Source organism: Rufibacter sp. LB8, assembly GCF_014876185.1.
In the GTDB taxonomy this organism is placed as follows: Bacteria; Bacteroidota; Bacteroidia; order Cytophagales; family Hymenobacteraceae; genus Nibribacter.
This window is the reverse complement of the sequence record NZ_JADALJ010000001.1, coordinates 4,107,158-4,123,799: the sequence shown is the minus strand read 5'-3', so window position 1 is coordinate 4,123,799 and position 16,642 is coordinate 4,107,158. Positions and strand designations below refer to the sequence as shown.

The 16,642-nt window shown below is 48.8% G+C and carries 17 protein-coding genes; 10 read left to right on the top strand and 7 right to left on the bottom strand.

Annotated elements, in window-relative coordinates:
* Positions 1-17 precede the first annotated feature (17 nt).
* Positions 18-2,552, bottom strand: a complete 2,535-nt coding sequence (locus IMY23_RS17100; RefSeq protein ID WP_192823250.1) for a M1 family metallopeptidase — start codon at positions 2,550-2,552, stop codon at positions 18-20.
* An 82-nt stretch (positions 2,553-2,634) separates the two neighbouring features.
* Here IMY23_RS17100 and IMY23_RS17095 point away from each other — a divergent pair, with 82 nt between their 5' ends.
* The 3 genes from IMY23_RS17095 (at position 2,635) to frr (ending at position 4,733) form a co-directional block, all read left to right on the top strand.
* On the top strand, positions 2,635-3,132 hold the full coding sequence (locus tag IMY23_RS17095; protein WP_192823249.1) for an acetyl-CoA carboxylase biotin carboxyl carrier protein subunit: 498 nt from the start codon (positions 2,635-2,637) through the stop codon (positions 3,130-3,132).
* Positions 3,133-3,218: 86 nt separating this feature from the next.
* The gene (pyrH, locus tag IMY23_RS17090; RefSeq protein WP_192823248.1) at positions 3,219-3,926 is read left to right on the top strand and encodes a UMP kinase; all 708 of its coding nucleotides are present in this window, start codon (positions 3,219-3,221) and stop codon (positions 3,924-3,926) included.
* Between the two features lie 243 nt (positions 3,927-4,169).
* Positions 4,170-4,733 (top strand): ribosome recycling factor, encoded by a 564-nt coding sequence (frr, locus tag IMY23_RS17085; protein ID WP_192823247.1) that lies wholly within the window; start codon positions 4,170-4,172, stop codon positions 4,731-4,733.
* A gap of 101 nt (positions 4,734-4,834) precedes the next feature.
* Here frr and nadD read toward each other — a convergent pair whose 3' ends face one another.
* Genes nadD through IMY23_RS17065 form a run of 4 tightly spaced genes read right to left on the bottom strand, consistent with a single transcriptional unit; the run spans position 4,835 to position 6,931 of the window.
* Positions 4,835-5,419, bottom strand: coding sequence for a nicotinate (nicotinamide) nucleotide adenylyltransferase (gene nadD / locus IMY23_RS17080; protein ID WP_192823246.1), 585 nt, complete (start codon positions 5,417-5,419; stop codon positions 4,835-4,837).
* Between the two features lie 3 nt (positions 5,420-5,422).
* Positions 5,423-6,007 carry a guanylate kinase gene (gmk, locus tag IMY23_RS17075; protein WP_192823245.1) on the bottom strand — a complete coding sequence of 195 codons (585 nt, stop codon included), beginning with the start codon at positions 6,005-6,007 and terminating at the stop codon, positions 5,423-5,425.
* Positions 6,008-6,030: 23 nt separating this feature from the next.
* A complete protein-coding gene (locus tag IMY23_RS17070; RefSeq protein WP_192823244.1) occupies positions 6,031-6,306 on the bottom strand; it encodes a hypothetical protein in 276 nt (91 codons plus the stop codon).
* Positions 6,307-6,334: 28 nt separating this feature from the next.
* Positions 6,335-6,931, bottom strand: coding sequence for a sigma-70 family RNA polymerase sigma factor (locus tag IMY23_RS17065; RefSeq protein WP_192823243.1), 597 nt, complete (start codon positions 6,929-6,931; stop codon positions 6,335-6,337).
* Between the two features lie 218 nt (positions 6,932-7,149).
* On the opposite strand from IMY23_RS17065, the gene IMY23_RS17060 reads away from it, so the two are divergent.
* The 7 genes from IMY23_RS17060 to IMY23_RS17030 all read left to right on the top strand — a co-directional run bounded on the left by IMY23_RS17060 (position 7,150) and on the right by IMY23_RS17030 (position 14,122).
* Positions 7,150-7,974 carry a glycosyltransferase family 2 protein gene (locus tag IMY23_RS17060; protein ID WP_192823242.1) on the top strand — a complete coding sequence of 275 codons (825 nt, stop codon included), beginning with the start codon at positions 7,150-7,152 and terminating at the stop codon, positions 7,972-7,974.
* A gap of 553 nt (positions 7,975-8,527) precedes the next feature.
* The gene (locus IMY23_RS17055; RefSeq protein ID WP_192823241.1) at positions 8,528-9,610 is read left to right on the top strand and encodes a DegT/DnrJ/EryC1/StrS aminotransferase family protein; all 1,083 of its coding nucleotides are present in this window, start codon (positions 8,528-8,530) and stop codon (positions 9,608-9,610) included.
* Between the two features lies 1 nt (position 9,611).
* Complete coding sequence (locus tag IMY23_RS17050; RefSeq protein ID WP_192823240.1) at positions 9,612-10,244, top strand: NeuD/PglB/VioB family sugar acetyltransferase; 633 nt, start codon at positions 9,612-9,614, stop codon at positions 10,242-10,244.
* A 1-nt stretch (position 10,245) separates the two neighbouring features.
* A complete protein-coding gene (locus tag IMY23_RS17045; protein ID WP_192823239.1) occupies positions 10,246-11,103 on the top strand; it encodes a glycosyltransferase in 858 nt (285 codons plus the stop codon).
* 68 nt (positions 11,104-11,171) lie between these two features.
* The gene (locus tag IMY23_RS17040) at positions 11,172-11,888 is read left to right on the top strand and encodes an IS1 family transposase (protein WP_192820093.1); all 717 of its coding nucleotides are present in this window, start codon (positions 11,172-11,174) and stop codon (positions 11,886-11,888) included.
* A 111-nt stretch (positions 11,889-11,999) separates the two neighbouring features.
* Positions 12,000-12,911, top strand: coding sequence for a glycosyltransferase (locus IMY23_RS17035; RefSeq protein ID WP_192823238.1), 912 nt, complete (start codon positions 12,000-12,002; stop codon positions 12,909-12,911).
* A 224-nt stretch (positions 12,912-13,135) separates the two neighbouring features.
* A complete protein-coding gene (locus tag IMY23_RS17030; RefSeq protein WP_192823237.1) occupies positions 13,136-14,122 on the top strand; it encodes a glycosyltransferase family 2 protein in 987 nt (328 codons plus the stop codon).
* 49 nt (positions 14,123-14,171) lie between these two features.
* Here the strand turns inward: IMY23_RS17030 and IMY23_RS17025 are convergent, their stop codons facing one another.
* Together IMY23_RS17025 and ahcY are read right to left on the bottom strand one after the other, a co-directional pair.
* Positions 14,172-14,954 carry a hypothetical protein gene (locus IMY23_RS17025; protein WP_192823236.1) on the bottom strand — a complete coding sequence of 261 codons (783 nt, stop codon included), beginning with the start codon at positions 14,952-14,954 and terminating at the stop codon, positions 14,172-14,174.
* A 215-nt stretch (positions 14,955-15,169) separates the two neighbouring features.
* Positions 15,170-16,477 carry an adenosylhomocysteinase gene (ahcY, locus tag IMY23_RS17020; protein WP_192823235.1) on the bottom strand — a complete coding sequence of 436 codons (1,308 nt, stop codon included), beginning with the start codon at positions 16,475-16,477 and terminating at the stop codon, positions 15,170-15,172.
* Positions 16,478-16,642: the final 165 nt, after the last annotated feature.

Here is a 16,642-nt window from a genome sequence, read left to right as displayed (position 1 = left end):
CCCAAATATTTTTTCTGTCAATTCATTTGCACCTGCAGCATGGGCTCCAGTTTGGGGTCTTTCTCCACCAATTTTAAGAGGGTTTGCTTGCGGTCATCGGTCTCTGCCATGAGGGTAAGCATTTGAAAGGCTGCTTGTTTGGTGACGTCCATGGTTTCTCGGTCCACTATGGCTACCAGCGCCTGCCACCCTCGCTCCTGGTCGTCAATATTTTTTTTCAGAAGGTAGGCGCCAAAGCTCTGAACAAAGTAATACAGGTCGCCACCGCGTAAACGGCGGGCCTGGGAGAGATACCAATCATAGATTTCGTTCTGCGGAGAATTGGCTAAGCCGGCCGCCAGCGCATTAACTACTTCGGCATTTTTGTAGGTAAGGAAAGGCTTGAGGCGTTCAGGGTCATGGTTCCCTCTCAGGTAGGCAAAGATGGAAGCACTCACCACCTGGTATGAACTATCTTGCAGTCCTTTCTCTATAATAGAAACCGGCAAACCCGATAAGGTACTCATGGCATACATGGCGGTGGCCCGCACGGCACTGTTTTGATCTGTCTCTGCCAGGCGTTGCACTTCGTTTTGCACTTCTGGCTTTTGCATGTGCACGGTAGCCACCAATACTTCCAGCCCAGAAGCACGCACCTTCCAGAAAGAATCCTGTATGGCTTTCCGGAGTACGACTTCTAAAACGGGATCTTTTGAATCTTGCAAAGCTAAGAGCGCATCTGCTTTGGCGGCGTAGGCCGTGCTGAATAAAAACTGTTGCGCCCATTCTTGCTCCGTCTTCTTATGGGTAATCATCGCCAACAGGTCTTGCTTGGGGTCAATGACTACTGCCTGCGGCACTGCAGTAACCGGCAGCTGGAACGTTTCCTTCGCTTTTGACAGCATCACTTGTTTTTCCTGCCATTTCCCTCCTTCTAAAACAGCAATAGTGACAGGCATTTGATAGACTGTGGTTCTAAGCGTGTCCTGGGTTTGGGCGATTTCTAAGGAAAGGGTTTGGTTCTGAAAGGCATGCTTTACCTGCAGTTCCGGATGGCCCGGCGTTAAAAACCATTGGTCGAAGAAGGGATTCAGGTCCCGGCCGGTCACTTCCTCAAAAGCCAGCCGCAGCTTGTCTATCTCCACGGCCGTAAACTGATTGGTTTTTAAGTATAGTTGCAACGAAGCGAAAAACGCCTCCTCTCCTACTTCTTTCCGGAGCATGTGCAGCACGCGCCCGCCTTTAGCGTAACTGTGGCTGTCAAACATATCTTCGCGGTCTGTGTGCCGGTACCTGATCAAGGGCTCCTGTTTGGTTTTGGCTTCACCCAGGTATTCTAATAAAGCAGCTCTGTGTGTGAGCGCGGCTTCATCTGGCCCGTATTGGTGCTCTGCCCACAAATATTCAGAGTAATCTGCGAAGGATTCATTCAAAGGCAAATTCGCCCAGGACTCGGTGGTGACCAAATCCCCGAACCACTGGTGGAACAGCTCATGCGCAATGATGTGGTCCCAGTTTTTGTCCAGCAATTCCCTTCGGTCTTGCTGCAAGGCTTCCATAAACGTGGAGGCGGTTGTGTTTTCCATGGCGCCAGACACAAAATTCCGGACTACTACCTGCGCATATTTGTCCCAGGGAAAGTCAACGCCCAATTTTTGGGAGAAGAATTCCAGCATGGCCGGCGTGCGGCCGAAGGTGGCTTTGGCGGTGGCGGCATATTCGGGTTCCACCCAATAACTTACTTCCTTGTTGCGCCATTTGTCTTTGATGACGGTGTATTCGCCAATGGCCAGCATCACCAGGTAGGGTGCGTGCGGTTTGGTCATGCGCCAATGGTCCGTTTTCTGGCCCTGTTTCCCAAATGAGCTCGAAACCAGGATTCCGTTGGAAAGCGTCTTGAAGTTCTTGTCCACGGTGATGAAAATGTCCTGGGTCATGCGCTCGTTGGGCTTGTCAATGGTGGGAAACCAGGCCGAGTTGGCTTCGGTTTCGCCTTGGGTCCAAATCTGGCGCGGCAGTTCCGGCTCTGTACCTAACGGGTTGATGAAATACAGGCCTTTGTCTGAGGTAATGGCGGCGCTGCCCTTCGCTTTCAACTCGTTCGGCTTGGCCGTATAAGAAATAAACACTTGAAACGTGTCTTTTCTGGTATAGGTCTTGTCTAGGGAAATGGTTAGTTTTTCCTGATCATATTCATACGTCAACGCCTGCTGCTGCTGCTTGCCGCGTACCATTGCAATTTTATGAATGTCAAAGCCTTTGGCGTCCAGTACCAGTTGGTTCTGCGAGTAGAAATACGGTTTAAGGGTCAAGGTGGCTTCGCCCAGCACGTGTTGCTTGGTCCAGTCAAAGGAAACCGCCAGCCGGGTATGCACTAAATCCATCAGCCGCTCGGCGGCGGGTTGGTAGGGTCCGTTGCTATTGGTGGGCGGCGCAGGCAATTTCACAGAATCTACCGTAACCGGTACAGGTGCCGCCACCGGGGCAACGGGGCTTGGCGCTTTTACGGCGCAGCCCAGAGCCAAACCGCTACTTAATAACAGGAAGAACGCGCGCGAAAGGATGTGATTCATGCAAGGATTTATTAACTTTGAGGACTCAAGTTGTGAATTTAGTTTCATACTACGGCAAACCCGCACTTTAACGCTGCAATAGATGCTACAGGTAAAATCAGCTACGCAAACGTGGCAAGTGGAGATGGAGAAAAACCAGATCCTTCTCAACGGCACCCCCTTTACCTGGGATCTGCTTCCCTTAAACGCCACCTCGTTCCATATTCTAAAGGACGGCAAATCCTATACCGCCGAACTGCTGGAACAAGACCCCGCCGCCCCCAAAACGCTCAGAATCAAAATCAACGGCAACGTGCACACCCTGCAGGTGCAGGACCGCATGGACCTGCTGCTGGAGAGCTTGGGCATGGGTGAGGCGCTGGTACAGAAGATCAACGACATCAAAGCGCCCATGCCCGGCCTTATCTTAGATATTAAAGTGCAGCCCGGGCAGGAAGTAAAAAAAGGCGACCCCGTTCTTATTCTGGAAGCCATGAAAATGGAGAACATCATCAAGTCGCCCGGTGACGGCGTGGTGAGTGCCGTAAAGGTGAACGTGAAACAGAACGTTGAGAAAAACCAGGTATTGATTGTCTTCTAAAAAATTTCCGTTTTCGGGCTCATTTTCAGAAATGAGCCCGAAAACGTATTTACGCATTACTCACTTACTATATTATAATAAATAGCATGCGATTCAAACGAATTCTATTGAAGCTCAGCGGAGAGTCCTTGATGGGCGAGCAGCAGTATGGCATTGATACCAACATGCTGGTGCAATACGCCCAGGAAATAAAGTCTGCCATTGACCTGGGCGCCCAAGTGGCCGTGGTGATTGGCGGCGGCAATATTTTCAGGGGCGTGCAGGCCGAGTCTGTAGGGTTAGACCGCGTGCAGGGCGACTACATGGGCATGCTGGCCACCGTGATCAACAGCATGGCGCTGCAGAGCGCGCTGGAGAAAGCCGGCGTGTACACCCGTTTGCTTTCGGGCATTAACATTCAGCAGGTGTGTGAGCCGTACATCCGCCGCCGCGCGCTGCGCCACCTGGAGAAAGGCCGCGTGGTGATTTTTGGGGCTGGCATCGGGAGCCCGTATTTCACCACAGATTCTGCCGCTTCTCTGAGAGCCATTGAGATTGAGGCCGATGTGGTCTTGAAAGGCACCCGCGTAGACGGCATTTACACCGCAGACCCAGAGAAAGACCCCAACGCCGTGAAATATGATGACATCACGTTTGAGGAAGTCTTCAACAAAGGCCTGAACGTGATGGACATGACCGCCTTTACCCTTTGCAAGGAAAACAACCTGCCCATATTGGTGTTTGACATTAACCAGCGCGGCAACCTGGCCCGCCTCATTAACGGCGAGAAAGTGGGCACTATGGTTTCCATGTAAACAAGGAATTCGGTTGGCAGACGTTTTTATTGGAGTGTAAGACCAGGAACTTTCCGTTTTAGGGCTCATTTCTGAAAACGGAGCCAAAAACGGAAAACCAACGTACCACTTGGCAAAAGGCTGGCTTTTAAAGGCAACTGTTGCCCACCGTGTGGAATTTAAAGAATAATATCAGAAATTAGCATCGCCTTATGGCTGTATGGCCTGGGCAGCCAGGTTTTATCTTTCTAACCAGAGAACCCAATGACCGAAGAAATCAACTTTTATTTGAGCGAAGCCGAGGAATCCATGCAGAAGTCGGTGCAGCACACCAGCGTGGAATTAACCAAGATCAGAGCCGGCAAGGCCTCGCCTGCCATGGTAGAAGACCTTAAGGTAGATTACTACGGCACGCCCACGCCCATCTCACAGGTAGCCAATGTGAGCACGCCAGACGCGCGCACGCTCATGATTAAGCCCTGGGAAAAAGCCATGGTGTCTGAGATTGGCAAAGCCATTAAGAACTCTGACCTGGGTCTAGCCCCCAACATGGAAGCCGACGGCGTCCGTCTGAACATTCCGGCCCTTACTGAGGAGCGCCGCCGTGACCTGGTGAAGCAAGCCAAAAACGAAACCGAGAGCGGCAAAATCAGAGTGCGCAACATCAGAAAAGACGTGAACGAATCTCTGCGCAAGCTACAGAAAGAAGGCACTTCTGAAGACGCCGTGAAAGATGGCGAAGCCAAAGTGCAGAAACTCACAGATGCCTACATTGTAAAACTAGACGAGCTCCTGACCAAGAAAGAAGCGGAGATCATGACCATCTAATTTGTGTCTGGTTTGGCTCTCATTTCCAGAATGGAGCCCAGAAACAGGAACGGCTGCCTTTGCAAAGGCAGCCGTTCCTGTTTTAAAAGCTTTCGTTCCGGTCAGGAATGATATAGTTTCTTGGATTTGATGTAGGTTTCCACGGACTCCGGCAACAGATACCGGGTAGATTTCCCTTCCTTGAGACACTGCCTTATAAACGTGGCCGAGATATCCAGCAAAGGCGCGGGCACCAAGGTGATTCTGGGATGCTCCTGTAGGTTTGCTGGAATTGGCTGCGCAGAACTCTTTCGCGGATACACCAACAGGTTATGGTCGGCCAGAATCTGCTCATGGTTTTTCCATTTGTGGAACGTGAGCAGATTGTCCTCGCCCATGATCAGGGAAAACTGGTACGTGGGGTACTTCTCCTTGAGGTACGCGAGCGTGTCTATGGTGTAGCTGGGTTTGGGCATTCTGAACTCAGTGTCCGTCACGCCCAGGTCTGGGTTGTCTTCAATGGCTAGGCGCACCATGTGCAGGCGGTCAAACTCATGGAGCAGACTGTTGCTGGGCTTGAACGGGTTCTGCGGGCTCACCACCAGCCAGACGGTGTCCAGGTTGGTGTTGGCCGCCATGTAGTTGGCCAGAATTAAATGCCCAATGTGAATGGGGTTGAACGACCCAAAAAGCAGACCCACCCGCATACCTTACACTGAATCTGGCCCCTGGAAAATGAAATTACGCACCAGCTTCTCGGCTTTGGCGAAGGCCTCTTCCAGGTTCTCATTCACAATCACCTCGTCAAACTGGTCTTCAAAGGTAAGTTCAAACTTTGCCTTGAAAATACGGCTGGAAATGCTGGACGCCGAATCTGTGTTACGGGCCACTAAACGCTTGGAGAGTTCCTCAATGGAAGGTGGTTTCACAAAAACGGCCAGGGCGCGGTCTTTGTAGAAGTTTTTCACGCTCAGGCCGCCCTTCACGTCCACGTCTAAGATGGCGTGCTTTCCTGAGGCCCAGATGCGTTCAATCTCAGACTTGAGTGTTCCGTAAAAAGCTCCTTCATACACCTCTTCCCATTCCACAAACTCGTCATTGCTGATCTTGTCATGGAAATCTTCTGGGGTGATGAAGTAATAGTCTTTTCCGTTCACCTCACTGCGGCCACGGCGGTCGCGGGTGCAGGCGGAGATGGAGAAACTAAGTTCAGGGAGTAGATTTACTAAATGGCGTACAATTGTAGTCTTGCCGGCGCCAGACGGGGCCGAAAAAATAATGATTTTACCTTGCATCCTGGGTAGGGAAGCCTAGCGGACTAAGCGGATTGGTGGATCTTTGATTTGATGGTATCTACCAGAGAGGCTGGCGTACCGGGTCTGCGAAGCGCTTCATTGAGGAATTTCACGAAGACTTGCTGCTGGTCAAGGTTCTCAAAGCACGGCGAGCACTCATCGGCACGGGCGGCCAGATACTGTTCGTCTTCCTGGGTGGCTTTCCCCTCTAACCATTTCTCAAACACGCCTACCACTTTCTCACAGTCTGGCTCCTGGCTTTCCTTCTCAGAAGGGCCGCCCTCTAATTCTTGTGTCATGTGTGCTGCCATTGTATATTTTATCTATTTAGCTGTTGTACCCCATTGATTTAGCATATTTCTCCAGTTTCTCCTTTAAGAAATGGCGTGCCCGGTGCAGGCGGCTCCGGACGGTTCCAATGGGAATATCCAGAATTTTGGCCATTTCTTCATACGTGAAACCCTCCAGGTCGCAAAGAATGATCACGGTCCTAAAATCTACCGGTAATGAGTTCAAGGCGCTGGCTACTTCATCTCCAATGAGGTCCTGCACGCTTTCCATGCGCAGGTCTGTAGTGCCCCCGGAGCTGTCTCCCTCGGCGTCTACATCTTCAGAATTATAATACCCCTCTACCTCAGAGTAGTCAACTTTGGCCGGTTGCTTGCTCTTCTTCCGGAAGTCGTTAATGAACGAGTTCTTCAGGATGCGGAACAGCCACGCCTTGGCATTAGTTCCGGGCTCAAAATAATCAAAAAACCGGTATGCCTTGAGATAGGTCTCCTGTACCAGGTCGTTGGCGTCATCTTCGTCTAGGGTGAGACGAAACGCGAAGTTGTAGAGCGGGGAGATGACAGGCATCAGTTCAGCCTCAAAACGGGCATCTTTTTCCTCTTTGCTCATTGATTTCCCTCTCTGTTCGCTCATTTGACTTAATTTTGTACTTTTACAGCTATGATAAAGGTACCTATACGCAAATATAGAAATTAAATATACATAGGTGCATACGAATATTTGAGCAGATGTTTACGTTAGCCTTCCGGAAGATGCTTTTTTCTTTCGCGTTTACCAAACAATACCTGCCCTAACTCTCTGTGCTGAGCAGAGTTTCAGCTAAGTACAAAGAATTTCCTCCAGCGTAGTTTATGCAGAAAATCAGTGCCGTTTTAATTACCCTCAACGCAGCCCAGCGGCTGGATGCTACGCTGCAGGCCTTATCTTGGTGTGATGAGATAGTGGTGGTTGACTCCGGCAGTTCTGATAACACGCTGGCCATCTGCGCCCACTACCAGTGCCGGGTAGTGCACCGCCCCTTTGACCGCTACGGTAACCAGAAGAAATTTGCCGTGGACCAGGCCCAGCATGACTGGGTGCTTTCTGTTGACTCAGATGAAATAGTGACCGACCAGCTTAGGCAGGAGATTCAGGCTATCTTACAGCAAAATGAAAGCAAGCATGCGGGTTATTATGTCAGCATTCCGCTTATCTTTTTAGGCACCCGCCTGAACTCAGAGGCCAGCAAGCGGTTCCTCCGGTTTTTCAACAAGCGGTTCGGTAATTTTGATGATGCCCCCGTGCATGAGAAAGTCAGGCTTACCGGCTCCATTGGCAAACTGCGCGGCGAAATGCTCCACCACAGTTACCGTGACCTGCATGAGTTCTTTGTGAAATTTAACAAGTACACCAGCCTGGCGGCACAGAGCATGCATGAGGGCGGTCGCAAAATCAGCTTCGCGCATGTGGTGCTCAAATGCCCGGTCACCTTCTTTAAAGTGTATTTTATCAAAGGCTGCTTCAGAAACGGCGTGCCCGGTTTTTTGTGGGCTTTTCTTTCTTCTTTTTATCCGGTGGTAAAATATGCCAAACTGTGGGAATTGAACCTAAGCAAGGCACCAGCCGCGACTCCTCAACCCTCCATCACACAACCCATGGTCAGTAGGCCGTTGCAAGTGATTGAGAAGAGTTCCTAATGCAGCCCCTTACCTTCTATAGCCTTATACCTTAATCCCATATCCAATATTTTTCAGTGACAGCCTGCTATCCATTGTATGTTGAAAGAAATAAAGAGCCTATTAAAAAAACCAAAAAGCAACAAGTGGCAACCCCAAGGAGACACCTTTTGCCCTATTTGCCAGAAGAAAGGGGCGCGGTTTGAGCCTATTCCATTTCATTATTTTAGAGAGCTGCACCAAAACCAGTTCATTCATTCCATCTTGCAGCATGAGACACTTTACTTGTTCTATACACGCTCTTTCTGCCATGCACGTGACCAGCTATACGCGCTTTATTTTTAAGATTATTTAAATGCAGGGGATAAGCCTGCTTAAATATTAGAGATAGCCCAAACTGCTTCCTTGGCAAAATACCTGCGCAGCAAATGCTGTTTCGCTGTAAGAACGGCTTTATCCAGCGTTTGGAGCAAACCGGGTTTAAGGTGAAGCAAGTAGGGACAACTTATTTTTGTGAAGAAAAATTTGCCATTTACGGCATTCACCTCAGGTCTGTACTTTATATAGTGTCTAAATGATCAACGTGACCAAACCGTTTCTTCCGCCAAGAGAAGAGTTTAACCGGTACCTTGATGGTATCTGGAACAGAGGATGGCTGACCAATAATGGTCCGCTGGTCAATGAACTGGAACTGAAGCTGAAGGAATACTTTGATGTACCGCATCTCTTCTTTGTAGGAAATGGTACCATTGCCATTCAAATAGCTATCAGGGCTTTGCGGTTAACCGGCAAGATCATCACCACGCCTTTTTCCTATGTAGCCACTACCAGTAGTATTGTCTGGGAAGGCTGCAGTCCCGTGTTCGTAGACATCCATCCGCAGACGCTGAATCTGGATCCTGCACTCATTGAGGCAGCCATCACACCACAGACCTCTGCCATTCTGGCCACCCATGTGTTTGGCAACCCCTGTGACGTAGAGAAGATTCAGGCAATTGCCCAGCGCCATAACCTGCGGGTCATCTATGACGGCGCGCACGCGTTTGGCACCAATATCAACGGGCGCTCTGTGTTTCATCATGGAGACATTAGTACGCTTAGTTTTCACGCCACCAAATTGTTTCATACCACAGAGGGCGGGGCCATTATCACCCAAGATGCCGCCTTGGCCAAAGAGATAGCCCACATCCGCAATTTCGGGCATGACGGCCCTGAGAAATTCCATGGGCTTGGTACCAACGGCAAGAACAGTGAATTCCATGCGGCTATGGGTTTGTGCAACTTGCCGCACGTGACAGCCATCCTGGCCAAACGAAAGGAGCTATCCTTACGGTATAATGCCATGCTGAAGCCCTTGCAGTGCATCAGACCTGTGTTGCAACCCCTTACAGAATATAACCACGCCTATTACCCTATTATTTTTAAAGAGGAAAAAGATCTACTGAAGGCAGTAGAGGCCTTGCACCACGTCTATGTGTACCCACGTAGGTACTTCTATCCCTCACTGGAAACTCTGAATTATGTGGAGCAAGGGCAGGAAATGAAAATATCCAGTGCTATCTCCCAACGGATTCTGTGTCTTCCGCTTTACTATGATTTGTCTGTGGAAGAGGTTGTCATGATTTGCCGCGCTTTGTTACGAGCCCAAAACTATTAACATGATAGTATTAGGAGCGAAGGGGCATGCCAAAGATGTACTGAGTGTGCTCAGCCGCAATCAGCAGCTGGACAATCTGTGTTTTTTTGATGATGTGTCCACAGATTTACCGCAGAAGCTCTACGATACTTTTCCCATTTTACGGTCTGAGTCTGAAGCGCGTGCCGTCTTAGCCCATTGCCAGAAAGTAGCCATTGGCGTAGGTGGGCCAGAGACGCGGTCCCTCCTGGCTTCCAGATTTTTATCACTAGGCGCTGAACTTTACCAGGTCATAGCCGCATCTGCCAGTATTGGTAAATTTGATGTGCATCTGGGGGAAGGCGTGAACATAATGGAAAACGTGCTCCTAACCAACAGCATAAACATTGGCATGGGGACACTCATCAATGCAGGCGCGCAACTGCACCATGATGTACAAGTAGGCAGGTTTTCAGAGATTTCGCCAAAAGCGTTGTTGACCGGTGGTGTAACTGTTGGAAATTTCACTTCTATTGGGGCCAGTGCCACCATTTTACCAAAAGTGCAGATAGGAGACCACGTAGTGGTAGGCGCAGGCGCGGTAGTGACAAAAAATATTCCTTCCGGGTGCATGGCCGTAGGCGTACCCGCCCGAATCACCAAGCGACTCAATTGATATGCCCGTGAAAGTAAGTGTCTGCATGATTGCCTATAACCACGCTGCGTTTATAGCGCAAGCCATTGAAGGAGTTATGCAGCAGCAAACCAGTTTTGACGTTGAACTGGTCATCGGGGAAGACTGCTCCACAGACAACACCCGTGTCATTATCCAAGACTACCAAAGACAGTTTCCGGAAAAGATCAAGCTCCTCCTGCCAGAGAAAAACCTGGGCATGATGGCCAATTTCTCCCAAACCCTGCAGGCTTGTACAGGAACCTATGTAGCGCTTTGCGAAGGTGATGACTACTGGACAGACCCTCACAAGCTACAAAAGCAAGTCAACCTTCTGGAAGAGAACCCGTCCTTCTCCATTTCTTTTCACCGGGTTAAAGTCATCCATGAAAACAACCCTGCGTTAGATTATATTTCAAACCCAGACCAACAGGAAGAAACCACCATTTTGGATTTGGCTTTGAACAACTATATCCATACGGTGTCCTGTGTGTTCAGAAACCACCAAACTGTCTTGCCGGCAAGTTTTCATGCGTCACCGGTTGGCGATTATCTCTTACATCTACTGAACGCGCAACACGGCAAGATTCATTTTCTGCCAGCCACCATGGCGGTGTACAGGGTGCACGCTGGTGGCGTTTGGGGCGAGAAAAACCGGGCGGAGCAGTTTACCAAATGGGATATCGTCCTGCAACTAGCCATGGCGCATTTCCAGGGCAAAGTCAAGAAGACACTTATTAAGCAGCGGAAGAACAACCTACGGGAATTGAACAAGCTGTACAAGAAATTAAACCAACCCAACCCACTTCGGTGGCGCTTCTATTGGATATATTTCATTAACTTTCTGAATAAAATCAACTAATATTTTTGGTAGTGGTTTAGAAAGTATGATGGGATAAAAGCTGACAGTGAGTTGTTTAAGATGATGGAATGTTCGAAGTCCTCATCAAAATAAACTGTCCCCACTGCCAGAGCAGTAAGGTAGTAAAAAACGGAAAGAAAAAGAACGGTGCCCAGAACCTGCTATGCCACAGCTGCAGAAAGCAGTTCCAGGCCACGTACCAGTACAAAGGCGCCGATCCGGCCACAAAGCAGCTAATGGTGCGGCTTTTGGAGCGCAACAACGGCATCCGCGACATAGAGGCGCTGCTGGGGGTGAGCCGCAAGTGCATACTGGACAACCTGTGCCGGCAAGGCAGCCGACTCAGCATCGCACCGGCGCGGCGCTGCTACGAGTCGGTGCAGATAGACGAGGTCTGGAGCTACGTGGGCAGGCGCAGGAAAGGGAAGTACTGGCTTTTGTATGCCTACTGCCCCGAGACGGATGAGGTTTTGGCTTACAGTTGCGGCCCCAGGAGCGCAGCAACTGTGAGGAAGCTGCTCAAGAAGCTGGAGAAAGCACACATTGGAGAATACTGCACCGACCATTGGAGAGCCTTCGCCCAGGTGATACCTACAGAGAAACACAAGGTGGGCAAGGCTTACACAAAAAATATAGAAGGGGTAAATACCTGCCTCAGGGCCAGGAACAGGAGGCTGGTCAGGAAAACGACCTGCTTCTCCAAGAAAAAGGAGAACCATGATGCGAGCTTAAACCTAATGTTCAACTACCGAAACAACCAAAAATCAAAGCATCATACATTGTAAACCACTACCATATTTTTAAATAAGGTCATCTAACCAAGTCTACCCACCGTAGGCTGCAGGCCTTTAGCAGTTGCTTACACTAAAGTGGAATCAGATTTTAGCAGTACCAGAATGAAGAATACAGAGGGGCCTTTGGTATCTATAGTCATGTGCGTCTACAATGGTGAAAAGTTTTTAGCAGAACAAATCACCTCTGTGCTAGGGCAAACCTATGGCCACTTTGAACTCCTGTGCCTTGATGATCGCTCTACAGACAACAGCCACCAGGTTCTGGAAAGCTTTCAGCTGAAGGACGCCAGAATTAAGGTTTTCAAGAATGAGGTGAACCTGGGTTATAACAAAAACTTTGAGTTGGGCATTGCAAAATGCAAGGGAGACTTTATCTCAATCTGTGACCAGGATGACATTTGGGTACCTACTAAATTAGAGGAACTGGTCACCAACCTTGGCAATAGCCTTCTCATCTTCAGTAATTCTGAATTAATAGATGAACAGGGCCAAAAACTACCCGGCGATTTAGAAAAATGCCTGAAGCTTGTGGACAACCCTGGTTATAAAGCATTTCTGGAGAACAACTTTGTCACGGGCCACACCATGTTGTTTAGAGCGGAGCTACGAAAGTCTATTCTTCCGTTCCCAGACAACTTGCATTTTTATGATTGGTGGATTGGGTTTGCCGCTTCTTATTTGGGAAATGCAAAGTACCTGAACAAGGTTCTAACGCAGTACCGTGTACACACTACTTCTGTGGTGCAGCAGACCAAGAAATCATTGAATACCCGGGCCACGGCCAATGCTAGAAAGTACACCCAAACGCAGGCCTTTGCCAAAGCAACTTTTCTTGCGGAACCAGACCGGCAGTTTATTGAAGAATACTTAACGACCAAGAAACAAGCCCCTGCAAATTTCATTAATTATTTAAAGTGCTTTGTCTTCTTGTTGAAAAACCAAAAGGAGTTATTCCCTTGGTATAAAAAGGGAATGTTGAGTAAGATCAACTACCTGAGAAAACAATGCGTTTAAAAGGGCAAGGTTTGCTGTAGGTGTTGTAATTTTCTGAAAGGCTATGGAAATAACTGGTTTAACCGCAAACCAACCGCAAACTTCATTTCAAGGTAAAGACCTACCTGAAATAGTTTTAAATACATATCTGAAAAATGGTTTTCCAGATATGCGTTTGTAAGACTGAAAAGAAAATAAAGTAATAGTTACACCCTTCGCTTCCTCTTCTAAACCCCAGCATGTCTATGTCATTTGGTATATCAGTCGTGATCCCTAATTACAACGGGGTACATCTTTTTGAGCATACCTTGGCAACAGTAAAGGAAGCCTTGCAACAGGTGGATCTTCCTACTGAAATCATTATTGTAGATGACTTTTCTACTGATGGATCTGTCGCGTTTCTACACCGGCATTTTCCTGAAATTACCGTTATAGCCAAACCCTTCAACAGCGGGTTTTCAGCCACCTCTAACATAGGAATTCAGGCGGCTACCTATGATCTGGTACTGCTGCTCAACAGTGATGTACAGCTTACCCCCTCCTATTTCAAACACCAGCTAAAATACTTTGAAAAGCCTGACACGTTTGGGGTAATGGGCCGAATTGTAGGGTGGCATGATGAGCAGATACAAGATGGCGCCAAACTGCCCACCTACCACGGGGCTAAACTAAAGACATCTGTCAATTACCTGCTCAAAGATGAAAACAAAATGCAAGACGGCCTGTACACCATGTACCTGTCTGGAGCAAACGCCTTAATTGACAAAAAGAAGTTTCTGCGCTTGCAAGGCTTCAACGAGATCTTCTCCCCATTTTACTGCGAAGATGTAGACCTGTCTTTAAGAGCGTGGCGCGTAGGTTTCAAATGCTATTATGACCATTCCAGTATCTGCCGGCATCAGACTTCAACCTCCATCAAATCGGCGGCTAAGAAGAAGTATGTACAAACCATTTATGACCGAAACAAACTCTTTTTAAATGCCCTACATTTAAACGGCACGGCCAAAGTCTTATGGATTCTCCAACTGATTCCAGAAACCCTAGGCCGACTTTTTTTATTGAAGTGGCACTACCTTACCTCTATGGGCATGTTTCTGCAGGCTCAACCTAAAATCAAAGAATCCCGCAAAACATTTGAAAAAATAGCCCAAGCAGAAGATTCCTGCAAGCCATTAAAGGAAGTGACAGATTTCATTTACACGCATATTCCTGGGGAAAAAGGAGTTTTTTAGACCTTATTGCCAGCGAGATAAAATCAACACACCGTAAGGTACTTCTAGATTACCGCCCCAAACGCATGATCTGCTTGAGGCGTTGCGTAGCTTTAATAAGACCGAAAGCTGCTCCCAGGTTATACAGCTTATTTTTAGACGGAGCATTGCTCAGGTAGAATTTGGTGCAGGTGGTTTCTACAAACCTATCTCTCAACTTACGGCCGTAGGTAGCTAGAAATGCCGAGGTGTGCTGCTCCAGGTCTTTTAGGTTTCCCAAACTCAGGTGGTGCACCATGAACGGAATTACGTAACTCGTGTACCCTAAGAAATCTGCAATGAGGCACAGGTCGGTTCCGTATAAATGGTAGCCTTTCAAATCAGCGGAGATGGTGAGGGTTGTGTTTCTGTCAATGATGAGCAGGTTTTCATCTAAGGAGGTAACTTTGGCCGGCAAATTGCCTTTCTTTCGCACCTCGCCGTTGTTGGTTAGGTACCGCACGCCCGTATGATAGCCATTGCTTCCTGCGTTTCCGCAGATGGCCCATGCAGGATCAAGCGAGGTCAATTCCCGCAGGCATTTCTGCAGCTGGGCCTTGTGGTCCAGGCACCGGACATCTTGGTGCACCACTACCAAATAGCGTCCCTGGGCCTGTTTCAAGAACCCGGCAATGGCCTGGTAGGCATCTACCACGTTGGCTGCAGAGTTGTCATAGATAAGATACTCACAGCCGTCTGTAAAACCGCAGGCTTCAAATGTCTCCTTCATAAGGCCATACTCCTGGTGGTTAGTGACCAAGGTGCAGATAGAAAACTCAAGGCTATAGGCAGGCGCCACTTGGGCTAACACCACAGGCAAAGGCATACGGTTGGGTTACAGGTGAAAAAAGTACTTAGTCTTCAATTTGTAAAGAAATACCAAAGAAAGCTAACCTGATGAAAAACCTAGCGCCGGCACATGAAGTTGGCTAGGCGTTGGCACCTTGTGCAGGCAAAAAAAAAGGCTGAAAACCCTTTTCACAGAGTCTTCAGCCTTCTCAAAAATTACTCTACTGTACGTGCCAGCAATTAATAGCGGTAGTACTCCGGCTTGAACGGGCCTTCTACTTCCACGCCAATGTATGCCGCTTGCTCAGCAGAAAGTTCTTCCAGCTCCACGCCAATTTTGGCCAGGTGCAGACGCGCTACTTTCTCGTCTAAATGCTTAGGCAGGGTGTATACTTTGTTCTCGTAGGCATCAGCGTTGGTCCACAATTCAATCTGGGCCAGCGTTTGGTTAGAGAATGAGTTAGACATCACAAAAGACGGGTGACCGGTGGCGCAACCAAGGTTTACCAAACGACCTTCGGCCAAGATGATTACATCTTTGCCTTCCAGGGTGTACAGGTCCACTTGTGGTTTCACGGTGTCTTTGGTGTGGCCGTAGTTTTCGTTCAGCCAGGCCATGTCAATTTCATTGTCAAAGTGACCGATGTTGCAGACAATGGCTTTGTCTTTGAGAGCCAGGAAATGCTCCGCCCGAATGATGTTGTAGTTACCGGTAGCAGTCACCACAATGTCAGCCTCTGGAATGGCGTTCTCCATTTTCTTCACGGCAAAACCGTCCATGGCGGCTTGCAGAGCGCAGATAGGGTCAATCTCCGTCACAATCACGCGGGCGCCGGCACCACGCAACGAAGCGGCAGAACCTTTTCCTACATCACCGTAGCCAGCTACCACAGCCACTTTACCGGCCATCATCACATCAGTCGCCCGACGGATAGAATCTACCAATGATTCTTTACAACCATATTTGTTATCGAATTTAGACTTGGTCACCGAGTCGTTCACGTTGATGGCGGGCATTAACAGGGTGCCGTTCTTCATGCGCTCATACAGGCGGTGTACGCCGGTGGTGGTCTCCTCAGACAGACCTTTAATGCCAGCCGCCAATTCTGGGTATTTGTCAAACACCATGTTGGTCAGGTCACCGCCATCGTCTAAGATCATGTTCAGGGGCTGACGCTCCTCGCCGAAAAACAGGGTTTGCTCAATGCACCAGTCAAATTCCTCGGCGTTCATGCCTTTCCAAGCGAAAACCGGGATACCGGCGGCGGCAATGGCGGCGGCGGCGTGGTCTTGCGTAGAGAAAATGTTACAGCTAGACCAGGTTACCTCGGCGCCCAGAGCGGTAAGGGTTTCAATCAGCACTGCGGTTTGGATGGTCATGTGCAGGCAGCCGGCAATACGCGCACCTGCCAAGGGCTGGCTAGGGCCAAACTCTTCCCTAATGGCCATCAGACCCGGCATTTCAGCCTCGGCCAGTTTAATTTCTTTTCTTCCCCATTCTGCCAGGGAAATATCTTTTACTTTGTACTTCAAATACGTTTCTACCATTGTAGTTCAGCTTTTTATAGAACAACTGCAAAGGTACGCAATTAGTTTATCAACATCAACGCGAGCGGGTATTCCCGTTTTGGGGCTCATTTCTTGAAATGAGCCCCAAAACAGATAAGCAGGTGACCGAGTAATAACTGATTGATACTTGCTGATTGTTTTTTG